Annotated in this window: 10 protein-coding genes; 2 read left to right on the top strand and 8 right to left on the bottom strand. The window is 58.2% G+C overall.

Annotated features, from left to right (window positions below):
- Window positions 1-94: 94 nt before the first annotated feature.
- The 3 genes from ACYVAC_RS01175 to ACYVAC_RS01185 all read right to left on the bottom strand — a co-directional run bounded on the left by ACYVAC_RS01175 (window position 95) and on the right by ACYVAC_RS01185 (window position 5,656).
- Window positions 95-3,004, bottom strand: a complete 2,910-nt coding sequence (locus tag ACYVAC_RS01175) for a T9SS type B sorting domain-containing protein (protein ID WP_461095712.1) — start codon at window positions 3,002-3,004, stop codon at window positions 95-97.
- 77 nt (window positions 3,005-3,081) lie between these two features.
- Window positions 3,082-4,059: a glycosyltransferase family 2 protein gene (locus ACYVAC_RS01180; protein WP_461095713.1), complete on the bottom strand. Its 978-nt coding sequence runs from the start codon at window positions 4,057-4,059 to the stop codon at window positions 3,082-3,084.
- 139 nt (window positions 4,060-4,198) lie between these two features.
- Complete coding sequence (locus ACYVAC_RS01185; protein ID WP_461095714.1) at window positions 4,199-5,656, bottom strand: circularly permuted type 2 ATP-grasp protein; 1,458 nt, start codon at window positions 5,654-5,656, stop codon at window positions 4,199-4,201.
- A 333-nt stretch (window positions 5,657-5,989) separates the two neighbouring features.
- Here ACYVAC_RS01185 and ACYVAC_RS01190 point away from each other — a divergent pair, with 333 nt between their 5' ends.
- A complete protein-coding gene (locus ACYVAC_RS01190) occupies window positions 5,990-6,619 on the top strand; it encodes a PepSY-like domain-containing protein (protein WP_461095715.1) in 630 nt (209 codons plus the stop codon).
- Between the two features lie 84 nt (window positions 6,620-6,703).
- Here the strand turns inward: ACYVAC_RS01190 and ACYVAC_RS01195 are convergent, their stop codons facing one another.
- From ACYVAC_RS01195 to ACYVAC_RS01215, 5 genes are all read right to left on the bottom strand, one after another.
- Window positions 6,704-9,292 carry a penicillin-binding protein 1A gene (locus ACYVAC_RS01195; RefSeq protein WP_461095716.1) on the bottom strand — a complete coding sequence of 863 codons (2,589 nt, stop codon included), beginning with the start codon at window positions 9,290-9,292 and terminating at the stop codon, window positions 6,704-6,706.
- A 210-nt stretch (window positions 9,293-9,502) separates the two neighbouring features.
- Window positions 9,503-10,030 carry a peptide-methionine (R)-S-oxide reductase MsrB gene (msrB, locus tag ACYVAC_RS01200; protein WP_461095717.1) on the bottom strand — a complete coding sequence of 176 codons (528 nt, stop codon included), beginning with the start codon at window positions 10,028-10,030 and terminating at the stop codon, window positions 9,503-9,505.
- Between the two features lie 120 nt (window positions 10,031-10,150).
- On the bottom strand, window positions 10,151-10,966 hold the full coding sequence (locus ACYVAC_RS01205; protein ID WP_461095718.1) for an anti-sigma factor: 816 nt from the start codon (window positions 10,964-10,966) through the stop codon (window positions 10,151-10,153).
- The gene (locus ACYVAC_RS01210; RefSeq protein ID WP_461095719.1) at window positions 10,963-11,523 is read right to left on the bottom strand and encodes an RNA polymerase sigma factor; all 561 of its coding nucleotides are present in this window, start codon (window positions 11,521-11,523) and stop codon (window positions 10,963-10,965) included. The genes ACYVAC_RS01205 and ACYVAC_RS01210 overlap by 4 nt, the downstream gene beginning before the upstream one ends.
- 179 nt (window positions 11,524-11,702) lie before the next feature.
- Entirely contained in the window at window positions 11,703-12,059 is a 357-nt protein-coding gene (locus ACYVAC_RS01215) for a hypothetical protein (RefSeq protein ID WP_461095720.1), read from the bottom strand.
- Window positions 12,060-12,207: 148 nt separating this feature from the next.
- Here ACYVAC_RS01215 and amaB point away from each other — a divergent pair, with 148 nt between their 5' ends.
- On the top strand, window positions 12,208-13,731 hold the full coding sequence (gene amaB, locus ACYVAC_RS01220) for an L-piperidine-6-carboxylate dehydrogenase (RefSeq protein WP_461095721.1): 1,524 nt from the start codon (window positions 12,208-12,210) through the stop codon (window positions 13,729-13,731).
- Window positions 13,732-13,807: the final 76 nt, after the last annotated feature.

Below are 13,807 nucleotides of genomic sequence, written 5' to 3' on the forward strand. Positions count from 1 at the left end.
CCGACCGTTGAGCCGGGCGGGGTAGCCCGGTTCGGCTGATCAACAAAAAAGGCGCTGCCAGCTGGCAGCGCCTTTTTTGTACAGCTTATCGCAACTAACGCATCGTGGTGCCTTCGCGCAGAATCTGCACATAGCCTTTGAATACCTGCGGGGGCGTGTTGCGGTCGAGCGTTGCAAACCGAACCGTTACCTGGTAGTAATAGAGCCCGCTGGGCAGCTCAGTGCCATCGGTCGAGCGCCCGTCCCAGTTGAGGGCGGGGCCACTTGTTTCGTAAACCTTGGTGCCGTAGCGGTTAAACACGATTAGATTGACCGACTCGACCGCCCGGGCGCAGCGCATCGGCTGGAACGTGTCGTTTTTGCCGTCGCCATTGGGCGTGAACACGTTGGGCAGGGCGAAGTACGGGCAGGCATCGTTACAAACCTTGTTGGATGGTGCACTCTCCAGCCCCCGCCGGCTCACCGCCGTCACGTAGTAACAGCCGGCCACCGTGTTCAGGTTGGTATGGTCAAAATTGGTGGTCGGTGCGTTTACGCTGGTCAGCTTGCCGGGCGTGTCCTGGCTGTAACGACCGTAGTAGATAGTATAACTCACCACGTTCGGGTCGCACGAGGCCCCAACGGTTTGCCGCCACCGCAACCGGTTCATAAACGTGGTCTGACCACATTGGCTTTCGGGCGTCAGGCTGGCGCAGTTCAGGCTGTCGAGCCCCAGCACCGGCGGACACGGTTTGGTCGTATCGGTGGGCATGGCACAGCTGATCTGGCTGTAGTTCTCGATGGGTCGGTACACGGCCAGCCGGGCATCGGTATACTGCCCGCGGGTCAGCACCCGGTAGCAGTAACTGCTGTCGGCCGTGAGTGGGCGGCTGGTGTTACCATCGCCCGCAAACGTGTCGTTGCCCGTATCGGTAAAGGTGTAGGTCGGCGCATCGCGCACCGGTACTTCGGCAATCAGGTTGAACGGCCCGTTTGGTCCTGTCCGGCTCCGATACACCCGGTGCGTCTGGTTGTCGTTGCTCCAGGGCGTGTTGGCCTGCCAGCTCACCACTACCTGCCGGTTGCCCGGTGCGGTGGTTACCCGCACACTCGACGCGGGTTCGGCAATGCCGAGCGAGGTCAGTTGTCCCGTACTGCTGGTGTAGAAAAATTCAATCTGGTAGCGGTACGCGTTGGCCGTGGTGTTAAGCGCCGACGTCGAACTGCCCTGATCGACATAAACCGTGTCGACCGCGCCGGGCTGCAGGTTGGTGTTGATGGAGGCAATGGTGGTAAAGTTGGTACCCGTCAGGCCGGTAGCCCGCTGCACCCGATACTGATACGGCGCCCCCAGATCGCCCGGTTTCAGATCGAGCGGTCGGGACCAGCGCACGGTAATGCGACCGCGCACCTCCGCCGTACTGTCGACTGTCACCTGGGTCAGCACGGGCGTGAGCCGGGCCAGTTCCAGACAAACCTCATCCGACGGCAGGCTGAGCCCCCCGCTGTTGCTTTCGCCGGGGTTGCGGGCCACAATGCGGTACGAGTATTTCACCCCACGCCGAAGCCCGGTGGTATCGATAAACGACGTAGCCGTGTAGGGCACCCGCCCGACTTCCTGATACCCCAGCCCGGCCGGAATACCCGTCGTGCAGGACGTAGACGGCACGTTTGTGCAGCCCTCCTTACGGTAAATAATCAGTTTGGTGGTATCGGGCCCAAGCGCCCCATTGACGATCCGGCCGCAGCTGTAGGCGTTCCAGTTGATCTGAATTGATCGGCCACCCGCGGCTGCTGATACCCGCCCCGTCAGGTTTTTTACCGAGGGCGCAATGACCCGAATCCGCAAGGTCGCAAACGACACGAGCGAGGTGGTGCCGCGCGGAGGCACATCGCTTACTTTCAGCGTGATGTCGTAGGGTTCATTCCTGACCTGGTTGCAGTTGGTCTGCCAGCTAAACGTAGCCGTAGCGGGCTGGGCCAGCGCCACCCCACCGTTGATCAGGCGGGCATACTGGGGCGCAATGCTCAGACCAGCCGGCAGGGGCAGGTTATCGGCGGTCAGGTTAAGCGGACCGCCGTAGGCTGTGATAATTACCCGTTGCCCGTCGGGGTCGGTGGCCGTGATGGGCTGCTGGATCAGCGTACCAGCCTCTACGCACAATTCATTGCCCACAATCAGCGGGCGTTTGTTGTTCTGATCGACCACCACGATCTGCATGTCGCGGGTAATTTCGCCAATCAGTACCCCGTTGCGCCACTCCTCCACGATAAAAGCAAAGTTGAACTGACCTTCCTCGCCCGGCGCATCCCAGCACAGGTTGCCCGTGCGCGGGTCGATGGTGAACGTCGGGGAACCACCGTTTTCGCTGTTCTTGCTAAACGTGGTGGGGCTTAGATAAGAGGCAATCTGTCTGCTACGGCAACTGTTTTCAACGCCATCCTGCGGTACACTCAGCCGGTAGGCCAGGCTATCGCCGTCGGCATCGAAAGCCGCCGGGTTGTGGCAGAACTTCTGACCGACCCGCGCCGAATCGAGCGGGGGGTTGATCATGATCGGTGTCGAGTTGACCTGCAGGGCGGCATTGATCAGGATCGTAGTCGACACGTAGAAGCGGAGTTGGTCGGAACTGGCGGCCGGGGGCAGGTTCTTCGTACCGGCGTTCCGGTTTGGAATCTGCACGCCAATCGTGTACACACCGGGACCGGGGAAGGTATGCACCGTGCGGTAGACGTTAATCGACGAGGTCCGGCCGTTCAGGTAGCGTATCGGCAGCAGCCGTTTAACCACTTCGGTTGTACCATCGCCGAAACAGAACGTGTATTCATTGGCGTCGCGCGCAGCCTGCTGGCCCTTCTGCTCATCGTAATACGTGGTCAGGGTTACTTCATACGTGAGGGAGGTAGCCGACAGCCGTCGCGTCGTAATTTCCCCCGCCCGCACGTGCGTGGCCTGCACGACGGTTGGCACCAGTACAGCGCCGAAAAAAAGGGCCAGGAGCCCGAGTGTAGACAGTAAGCGCATAGTCTTAACGCATTTTCTTTACAACGCTGATTTCCCCCAAAAGCGTATCGGCCCGGCGGGGGCCGGCGCAGTGTTTTTTACACCTTGTAGAGACCCGGTCGGTTAAAGACCGTTCGCCAGAAAAACCGCCCGAAAATGCCCACCTGCCGGGCATAAGCTTTCTGGTTGTCGAGCTGGCTGAACAGCGGCTGCCGGTTCTTCAGATTGATGAGCAGTTTACCGCCAAAAACGATGGGAACCAACAGAACGTAGTGCAGCATCAGCACCAGATACGCCCCCAGGCCGTACTGTTTTCTAATCCAGAGCAACTGCGATACCTGAATCTGGGGCTTAAAGCGGTTGATGTGGGTAACCACGTGTTTGCTGTTGTCGCTGCTGCCGTATTCGAGGTGAATGAAGCGGGCATCGGGCAGGAGCAGCATGCGCCCCTGTTTCCCCAGCCGGTAGCCCCACTCCACGTCTTCGCCGTACATAAAAAACGACTCATCGAGCAGGCCGGCCTTGGCAATGGTCGACTGCCGGGTCATCAGAAAAGCGCCCGAGAGCCACTCCACCTGCGCCGGATCGGCAAAATGCGGGTCTGGGATTTGTTTCTTCAGCCAGGCTTCAGAGCGAGCACCGGCGGGCAGAATGTAAAAGGCCCGGCGCATCTGTCCGAAGGTGGTGTAGAGGTTGGGCCGCAGACTGCCGTCGGCCCCGAGCTGATGCGCCCCCACAGCCGCCACATCGGGCTGATCGTCGAGCACGCGTACGCACCGGGCCAGCAGGTTATCGATCAGCAGCGTATCGGAGTTGAGCAGCAACACGTTGCGGCCGGCAGCATGCCGGATGGCAAGGTTGTTAGCCCGCGCAAAGCCGGCGTTGTAGCCCATATCGAACCAGCGCACGTCGGGGTAACGGGCCAGAATCTGCGCCCGGCTGTCATCACCCGACTGGTTATCGACAATGAGCACCTCGAACGTAATACCACTCGTGTGCGTGTACACCGATGCCAGACAGTCGAGAATCAGGCGTGGCGTTCGATAATTGACAATGAGAATACTCAGATCGGGCAAAGCAGACAGCGTTGGGTGAACGGCAAAGATATAGGTTTGGGGTTTGCCGTTGATGGTTTGTGGTTTGTAGTTTATGCTCCGCACCGGTCCGAAACCAGCGAACCATACCGACAAACCACAACCAGGGGCCATTAGTCCCTCAATAGAGCACCCACGTATCTTTGCCGCCACCCCCCTGCGAGGAGTTGACCACGAGCGATCCTTTGCGCAGGGCCACGCGGGTCAGCCCGCCCGGAATCACGTTGACTGTTTCGCCAAACAGGATGTACGGCCGCAGATCGACGTGTCGGCCCTCGGCATGGTCGCCCACGATGCAGGGCACCCGCGAGAGCGAAATGGTAGGCTGGGCAATGTAGTTGCGTGGATTATCCCGGATTTTTTGCCGAAATAATTCGTGCTCTTCCTTATCGGCCTTGGGGCCAATCAGCATGCCGTAACCACCGGCTTCATTGGCTTCTTTCACCACCAGCTGCTCGATGTTGTCGAGCACATACTGGCAATCGTCCTCCTCGCGGCAGATATACGTTTTTACGTTCGGGATGATGGCTTCTTCGCCGAGGTAGTACTTGATGATGCGCGGCACATAGGCGTAGATCACCTTATCGTCGGCCACGCCGGTACCGGGTGCATTGGCCAGCGCCACCCGACCTTTCTTATAGACATCGAAAATACCCGGAATCCCGATCAGCGAGTCAGGATTGAAGGCCTGCGGATCGAGGAAAGTATCGTCGATTCGGCGGTAGATCACGTCGACAATCTGGAAACCTTTGGTGGTCCGCATTTTCACATATCCGCCCGAGATGACCAGATCGCGCGCTTCGACCAGCTCGACGCCCATCTGCTGCGCCAGATAGGAATGCTCAAAATAAGCCGAGTTGTAAATACCGGGTGTCAGCACCACCACCGTCGGGTTGGGCCGGTCGGCAATGTACTGCAGCATCTGCAGCAGCCGCGTCGGATAGTCCGATACGGGCCGCACACCCGTCTGTGCCAGTACTTCGGGAAAGGTTTGCTTGGTCAGCTCCCGGTTCTCAAGCATGTACGACACGCCCGAGGGGCAGCGCAGATTATCTTCGAGCACCATAAACTGGCCGTCGTCGCCCCGAATCAGGTCGGTGCCCGTAATGTGGCACCAGATGCCTTTGGACGGGCGCAGCCCCATGCAGGCTGGCAGAAACGATTTGCTCGATTCGATCAGGTCACGCGGCACCACGCCATCGTTCAGAATGCGCTGCTCGTTATACACATCATCGAGAAACATATTGATGGCCCGGATGCGCTGCACCAGCCCGGCCTCGAGCCGGTCCCACTCGGCCGATTCGATCACGCGCGGGATAATGTCGATGGGCATGATGCGCTCGGTGCCCTCCCCCTCTGAGTACACGTTGAAGGTAATGCCCATACTCATCAGCGAGCGTTCGGCTGCGTGCTGCCGGCTAATCAGTTCCTCACGGGTCAGCTGCTCGACGCGCTGCCGAAACGGGGCATAGCCCGATCGCACCTGCGATGGATCGGCAAACATTTCATCGTAGAAGTTTTCGGTCTGGTACTCGGAAAACGAAAAATTCGGCGATGACAGGCTCTGCGACTGCGTCATACCAGCAAGTGATTGCGTCTGCGATTTCATTGGGCATCAGGATTAAAAATACAATATATGGCAATCACGGAAAAAGACAAATCAAAATACCGTTTTTATGATAATAGTCCATGTAATCAGGGCACTAATCTTGTTTATGGCCAATTATTCAACCGATTCAGACAACCCCTCACCCCCGCCCGTCAGCAGGGCTGACGCAGCCGGACAAAAACTCTTTTCCAGTCAGCTGCAACGGTAAATATACTTACCACGTACTATCATCTGTATGCCGCCTGCGGACAGGTACCACCACAGTCGGCATACGAATCAGTCAACAAAATCAATCCGTTGTCCATGAAAACTATTCTTGCTCTCTGCAGTATGGCAGCGCTCGTGTTCACGCTGAACGCCTGCTCCAAATCGTCGATCGACGCCAGTGACACCGATGCGGCCGCCCGGCTTAGTGCCGTTGCGTCGTCGGTGACCAGCACCACCGGTGCCCCCCACAACATGACAGCCGTCACGGCCGCCAGTCTGCCCGCTGCCATTACCACCTACATTACAGCCAACTACGCCGGTGCCAGTGTGCAGGGCGGCTTTATCGACAAGGCTGGCAACTACGTGGTGGTGATCGTTCAGAACAGCCTGCCCAAACTGCTGGCTTTCAAGGCCAATGGCACCTTCCAGAAAGAACTGGAGCTGCGCGGCAAAGGCGGTAAGCACATGCACGGCGATTCACTGCATAAGCCCAAACCCGATTCGGCTCACCTGGGCCGGCCCATGCCCACCACCATTGCGGTGTCGAGCCTGCCGGCCGCCATCACCACGTATATCAGCACCAACTACGCCGGTGCTACCATTGAGCGGGCCGCTAAAGACGATAAAAACGGCTTCTATCTGGTCGGTCTGCTCACCAGCGACAAGAAGCGGGTTGGCCTGGTCTTCAATGCCGACGGCTCGTTCAAAGCCAAGCTCGGTCGGTAAACCAGCCGACTGCCTGGTTTACCCTTCAGCAAAAGGCCTGTCCACCACGCTGGTGGACAGGCCTTCTTTTTTTCGGGTACTTAGCTAGTTGTTGTTACCCGTTGTATCGGGGGGCGTTGTCGGCTCGGCCTGTTGTATGGGTGCCAGGGTCGAATCGCCCAGTTCGGTGCCTACCCCCGTCGAGTCGCTTTCGCTGCTTTCTTCCTCATCATCAGGATACGAGCAACCCTCGTATTCTTTGGTGATGGGGAACGTAGGTTTCGGGAACGGCCCCTGCAGTGATTTAAACCGCGGATCGGCGTAAACTTTCTCCAGGAAACTGCCTACCAGCGGCAGCGCCGTGCGGGCCCCCTCGCCCAGATCGGTCGACCGGAAGTGAATACTGCGATCGTCGCCACCCACCCAGGCGCCTACCACCAGGTTGTTGGAGATACCCACAAACCAGCCGTCGGAATTGTTGGAGGTGGTACCCGTTTTGGCGCCCATCTCGTTGCGATTTTTAAACAGATCGTACGACCAGAGTCCCTGCGATGTACCACCGGGTTCCTGCAGCCCCCCCTGCAGCATATACCGCATCAGGAACGCCGACTCGGGGCTGATGGCCCGCCGTTTGGGGGCATTGAACGAAGCAATCTCTTTACCGTCGCGGTCTTCGATTCGCTGCACGATCATGGGGTCGATGGCTTCGCCGTCGTTGACGAATGTGCAGTAGGCGCCAACTAGTTCATACAGTGACACATCCGATGAGCCCAGCCCGATCGACGGCACCGGGTCGAGCCGGCTTTTGATACCCATACGGTGCGCGTATTCGGCCACGCGCTCCGGCCCCACCCGGTCGGTCAGTTCGGCCGTGATCGAGTTTACCGACCGGGCCAGCGCCCGGCGCAGCGTCAGGCTGGAGTACGTATAGTAGCCCGTCGAGTTGCGCGGTTCCCACACTTTATCTTCGCCGTTTTCGCGATAGTCTTTCCGAAAGGGCTTATCGGTAATCCGATCGCAGGGGCTCATGTTGCTCACCGTATCGTCGATAGCGGTGGTATAGACAAACGGTTTAAAGGTCGAACCGGGCTGCCGGCGGCCCTGCTTCACGTGGTCGTATTTGAAGTAATCGTAGTCGAGCCCCCCGACCCAGGCCCGAATGTAGCCCGTATGCGGATCCATGGCCACCATGCCCGCCTGCAGAAAATGCTTGTAGTAGGCAATGGAATCGTAGGGGGTCATCTCGGTCGAGTCGTAGCCCCGTTTGTTGTTCCAGCTGAACACCCGCATCTTGTACTTCTTGTTTTTCATGTAGTACATGATCGAGTCGGGGTAGAGCGGCATAAACCGACGGCTGAGCGCGCGGTAGCGTTCGGTCCGGCGGGCTACCGAATCAATAAAGCCGGGAAGCTCCTTTCCTTCTTCGTCGGTCCAGGGATTACGGCCTTCCCAGTGTTCGTCGAAGGTTTTCTGCAGCCGCTTCATCTTCTCAGCAGTAGCCGTTTCGGCATACGTCTGCATCCGCGAGTCGATGGTGGTCACGATGCGCAACCCGTCCGTATACAGGTCGTAATTGTTTTCGTCGCCCCACTTCTTCACAAATTCAAGCACCGCGTTTTTCAGGTAACTGGCAGGCCCCGAGTAGGGATTCTCGGGGGTAAATTCCGTTACGAGGGGAAGCTGACTGATCGAATCGGCCTGGGGCTTGGTCAGAAACTTGTACTTGGCCATCTGCCGCAGCACAATGTTCCGGCGTTCTTTCGAGCGTTTGGGGTTTTTCAGGGGGTTGTAAGCGGTGGTAGCCTTCTGCAACCCAACCAGTACAGCGCCCTCCTGCACGTTCAGGCTATCGGGCACTTTATTGAAAAACGTTCGGGCTGCGGTTTTGAGGCCAAACGAATTCGACCCGAAATCGACCGTATTGAAATAATAGGTCAGGATCTCCTGCTTCGAAAAATTCCGCTCCAGCTTGAGCGCCATCAGCCACTCCTTGGATTTGTAGACGATGGTCCGGATACCCGGAATGCGCGTCAGCAGACCCTTGTTTTCTTTTTTCCGGGTCTTGAACAGGTTTTTGGCCAGTTGCTGCGTAATGGTCGAACCTCCGCCGTCGCGCCCCAGGCTTACCAGCGCCCGGCCAATGGCCCGGGGGTCGATGCCGCCGTGTGTATAGAAACGGGCATCTTCGGTGGCGATTAGCGCTTCGATCAGTGGCTTCGGAATATTTTCGTACTTGATCGGCGTCCGGTTTTCGGCGTAAAACTTACCGATCATGACTCCATCCTGCGAGTAAATCTCCGATGCCTGGTTCAGCTTCGGATTCTTCAGTTCTTCTACGCTGGGAATCGACCCCGTGAGGTACAGGACGTTATAGTTGAGCATGAACACGTAGATGCCCAGCAGCAGCGCCCCGATCAGGGAGTAGCGAACCCCATTCTTGACGTAAGGATAGTACCAGGCATCAGGATCGATGTACTGGTGAACGAACGCCCGGAAGCGATCGCGGTATTCATGGTATGTAGCTGTCCAGGCACTGACCCGCTCCTCCCCGGCTACTCGGGCGGTTTGCCGATAGATCTGTCGGCCAACTCCGCGCCTGACGTTGCCAAGCAAGGCCCGGCGTTGTCGAATTCGTTGCCGGAACGCGCCAAAAGCGTGCCGGACAGCGCGGAATCGCTCCCTGTCTTCACTCATGCGTCTAAATTCAGTAAGAGGTTTGTTCGGTCTGGCCGAAGCGCCCAAAAGCGTTTTATGGTTCGCAGGCGGGTCTCAAATATAACGCATTTTCGGCCGATACCGCACATAAACGGCCCTGAGCGGTAGCAGGACGGGATGGCTGGGCCCTACGCAAAAACAGCCGGCCCGGATGGGTCGGCTGTCGTAAACGGATCCGGCAGCGCCGGCTTATTTTTTCTGGAACAGCATGGCCACGCCGTTCATGCAGTACCGCAGGCCGGTAGGCTTCGGCCCGTCGTCGAAAACGTGCCCGAGGTGTCCTCCGCATACATTGCACAAAATCTCGGTGCGTACCATGCCGTAGGCTTTATCGGTCTGCTCTTTCACCGCATTTTTGGCGATGGGCTGATAAAAGCTGGGCCAGCCCGTACCGGAATCAAACTTCGTTTCCGATGCAAACAGCGGGTTTTTGCAGGCGGCACACACAAACACACCGTGCTCGTGAATGTTGTTGAGGGGGCTCGTGAACGCCCGCTCCGTGCCGTGCTCGCGCAGTACGGCATACTGATCGGGCGTCAGGATTTTCTTCCACTCGGCATCCGTTTTCACCACGCGCCGGCCGCCGGGGGGCGTATCGTCGGTAGTGCGGGTAGTGGCTTGTTCGGTTTTACCGGTTGCCGTCGACTGACAGGCCGTAAACAAGGTCATCGCCGACAGCAAACCAGCCGTCAGCAGTGAGAAAAACGAGTTTTTCATAGGTTCGTTCAGTAAATAAAGGGTCGGTACCGGTCCGCAACGGACGTGTTTTGCTACCCTTACTAAAACACCGGGCAGGCGCCCGACGTTCCGATCGTTCGCCGACAGATCAACGCTTTATCAGGCAACGGGCGACATCGCCAGCAAGGTCTCCATCGTAGGCGTCGGGCTTCCCCCACGTTTCTCAATGGTTACCGCAAAGGCATCGGCCCGACTCACTTCGCGGTTCATCCGCTGCAGCACGTTACCCGACGTAGTGGCGTCGAACACCCCGGCATCGATGGGCTTACCATCGACCAGCGACCAAAGCTGATACTGCTGATCGGGGCCTAGCGGAGGCAACGAGCGCACCTCGACCGCTACCTGTTTGGTGCGGGCGTTCCAGAATACAAGCATATCGCCCTTGGGCGCTTTTGCGTTTCCCCGGAGTTCGAGCGACCGCAAGCCGGGTTGCCGCAGCATGGCCAGCATCTGCTCATTTCGTAGCTGGCTATCGCGCAGGAGCTTCACTTCATTCTGCAGCACGTTGTTGTTATCACGCAGTGTCGCCAGCGTTTTCTGATTGCCCTGCAGCTGCGTAATCAGAAAGTACGAGAAGATAAGCACCAGCAGGCCCACCGAAGCGGCAACGAGCCAGGTCGTTTTGTAGGTTGGACCACCCAACTGTGTCCGGTCGACGGGCAGCGGGCGTACGACGGTATCGCTGGGCTCCTCGAAAGTGAGCTGGCTCATGATCCGGTCTTTCAGTTCGGCAGGTGGCTCAACGCTATGAAGCAGCGCGTAGTTTTCGGTCGACAGCAGCAGCTGATCGAGTTCCTGCTTTATTTCCGGGTAAATAGCCGACAGGCAATTCACCTCGCGCATCTCCTGGTCGCTGACAGCGCCAATCGCGTAGGAATCAAGGATGCCGGAAGCTATGTACTCTTCTACATTCATGACTTGAACAGTTGTTTTAGTTCCTGCAACGCAGCCCGAATTCGGGTCTTTACCGTACCGAGAGGCAGGTTGAGTTCATCGGCTGCTTCTTCGTGGGTGTATCCGCCAAAGTAAACAAGATCTATCAACTGTCGACGGTCGGGTCGCAACTGGCTGACTACCTCCTGAACACCGATATGATCGGGGTTAGGCTGTTGCGTGTTATGCTGCCGGTCAACAATATGTACGTTTTCTTCATCGGTTCGGATTGCATTCGTCGCAGAAGGTTGCGTTTTTCGCGCTCTGATGGCATCGATTGCCGTGTTGCGGGCCACGTTCAGCATCCAGGTAAACAACCGGCCTTTGCTGGCATCGTAGGCATCGAGATTTTTCCAGACCTTCACGAAAATATCCTGCACCAGGTCCTGCGCCTGCTCCTCATCACGGACAATGCGGAGCACTACGCCATATAACGCAGGTGAGTATTGGTCATAGAGCCAATGGAAAGCTTTCTGATCGCGCTGGGTCAGCTTTTCGATCAGCACATTTTCCGAAACCAAGGATGACTGACGTTTCACACGGAAAGATTTATACGCACAAACTATTGATTATTGAGAAAAGGTCCTCGTCGATGAACTGTTTGTGCCAGATACGACACAAAAATCAGGCTTGTATGCACTTCATTGGGTAACAGTATGGCAACCCTACGCAAAAGGATAGTCGTTCACAGAATTACCGGACCAGGGGCCAATCTACACTAATTTCCCTTTTTCTTTGGTTTTGGTGTGGCGCTGGCCCCACCACCAACGCTACCTACCCCCGTGGCCGGGTTAGTGGCGGCATTGGTGTTGTAGTTGGTCACGTTGCTGTTGTTGACGGCCGTGCCATCGTCGGCCGAGCTGTTGCGGTAGCGGGCCTCCTGGGTGGCAGTACCCTTGGCAGCCGACTTGCTGCGGCTGGCTTTGCGGGGCGATTTGCCGGTTTTGCGGGGCATGGTATCGGCAGCGGCCACCGACGGTACGGATACGAGCGGCCGGGGATTGGCCAGGGCCGACGAGTTAGCCAGCAGGGTCGTCAGTACAACCGAAGCGCCCAGGATCAGCAGCGATTTCATAAGCGGGAGGGTTAGTGGGCGGTATCAGCTACCACCGCATGAACTTAGATGAACCGCATATCCACTGAAAAGTTTGTACCCGTCGTGCTTTGTTATCTAACAGGCAGGTAGTTTTGTTCATTAAGTCAACAAACCATTAGCCTACAGTATGCAGTCTATTCTTCCCCTGCCCGCCCAGCCCGTCAAACCGGGTACCAGCACCGGACAGCATTTCTGGTCATCGACCGACAAAACCATCGATTCGTTTTCGCCCGCCGACGGACAGCTGATTGCGCGGGTTCATCCCACCACCCGCACCGACTACGATCAGGTCATCGAAACCGCTCAGGCAGCCTTCGCCATCTGGCGGCAGGTGCCGGCCCCCCGCCGGGGCGACATTGTGCGGCAGATGGGCGATCAGTTCCGTCGCTACAAACGCGAACTGGGCACGCTGGTCAGTTACGAAATGGGTAAATCGCTGCAGGAGGGTCTGGGCGAGGTGCAGGAAATTATCGATATCTGCGATTTTGCCGTTGGGCAGTCGCGCCAGCTCTACGGGCTCTCGATGCACTCCGAACGGCCGGCCCACCGTATGCTCGAGCAGTGGCACCCACTGGGCGTGGTCGGTATTATTTCGGCGTTTAATTTCCCGGTGGCCGTCTGGTCGTGGAATGCCATGCTGGCGTGGGTTTGCGGGGATGTCTGTGTCTGGAAGCCCTCGGAAAAGACCCCCCTTACGGCCCTTGCCTGCCAGCAGATCATTGGCGACGTTCTGCGCAACAACGACGTACCGGAAGGGGTGTCGTGCCTGATTACGGGCGGCAGCCAGGCGGGCGAGTGGCTGGCGCAGGACCCGCGCGTGGCCCTGCTGTCGGCCACGGGCAGCACGCGCATGGGTAAAGCCGTAGCCCAGACCGTGGCAGCCCGGCTGGGGCGCAGCCTGCTCGAACTGGGCGGTAACAACGCCATTATCGTCTCCGAACACGCCGACCTCGATCTGGCGATTCCGGCCATCGTGTTCGGTGCCGTTGGCACGGCCGGACAGCGTTGCACAACCACCCGGCGCATCCTGGTGCAGGACAGTATCTACGACGATGTACGCAACCGACTCCGCAAGGCTTATGCCCAGGTGCGCATTGGCAACCCCCTCGACGAGTCGTTTCACGTTGGTCCGCTGATCGATCAGGCGGCTGTGCAGGGGTACCAGACGGCCGTAGCCGACATCCGGGCGGCCGGGGGCACGTTTGTGGTAGAGCCGGGCCTGCTCGACGGGCCGGGCTTCGAGTCGGGCTGTTATGTACAGCCGTGCATTGCCGAGGCCGAAAATCACTGGCCGGTGGTGCAGCGCGAAACCTTTGCGCCCATTCTGTACATGCTTCGATATACCACCCTCGACGATGCCCTGGCGCAGCAGAACGCCGTACCACAGGGCCTGTCGTCGGCCATTTTCACGCTCAACCTGCGCGAAGCCGAGCGTTTTCTGGCGGCCTCAGGCTCCGACTGCGGTATCGCCAACGTCAACATCGGCACGTCGGGTGCCGAAATTGGCGGGGCCTTCGGAGGGGAGAAAGAAACGGGGGGCGGCCGCGAGTCGGGCTCCGATGCCTGGAAAGCCTACATGCGCCGGCAAACCAATACCATCAACTACGGCACCACCATGCCGCTGGCGCAGGGAATCACCTTTGAACTGTAACGAAAACAGGTCGGTTCGGGCGGTAATCGCGTTGATTACCGCCCGAACCGACCTGCCTGCAGGATGGAACAGCCGC

The organism is Spirosoma luteolum (assembly GCF_054778875.1).

Excerpts from the sequence above, each read along its gene's own strand:
- ACYVAC_RS01175 (WP_461095712.1), bottom strand. The coding sequence starts at position 3,004 with ATGCGCTTACTGTCTACACTCGGGCTCCTGGCCCTTTTTTTCGGCGCT.
- ACYVAC_RS01185 (WP_461095714.1), bottom strand. The coding sequence starts at position 5,656 with ATGACGCAGTCGCAGAGCCTGTCATCGCCGAATTTTTCGTTTTCCGAG.
- ACYVAC_RS01190 (WP_461095715.1), top strand. The coding sequence starts at position 5,990 with ATGAAAACTATTCTTGCTCTCTGCAGTATGGCAGCGCTCGTGTTCACG.
- ACYVAC_RS01195 (WP_461095716.1), bottom strand. The coding sequence starts at position 9,292 with ATGAGTGAAGACAGGGAGCGATTCCGCGCTGTCCGGCACGCTTTTGGC.
- msrB (WP_461095717.1), bottom strand. The coding sequence starts at position 10,030 with ATGAAAAACTCGTTTTTCTCACTGCTGACGGCTGGTTTGCTGTCGGCG.
- ACYVAC_RS01205 (WP_461095718.1), bottom strand. The coding sequence starts at position 10,966 with ATGAATGTAGAAGAGTACATAGCTTCCGGCATCCTTGATTCCTACGCG.
- ACYVAC_RS01215 (WP_461095720.1), bottom strand. The coding sequence starts at position 12,059 with ATGAAATCGCTGCTGATCCTGGGCGCTTCGGTTGTACTGACGACCCTG.
- amaB (WP_461095721.1), top strand. The coding sequence starts at position 12,208 with ATGCAGTCTATTCTTCCCCTGCCCGCCCAGCCCGTCAAACCGGGTACC.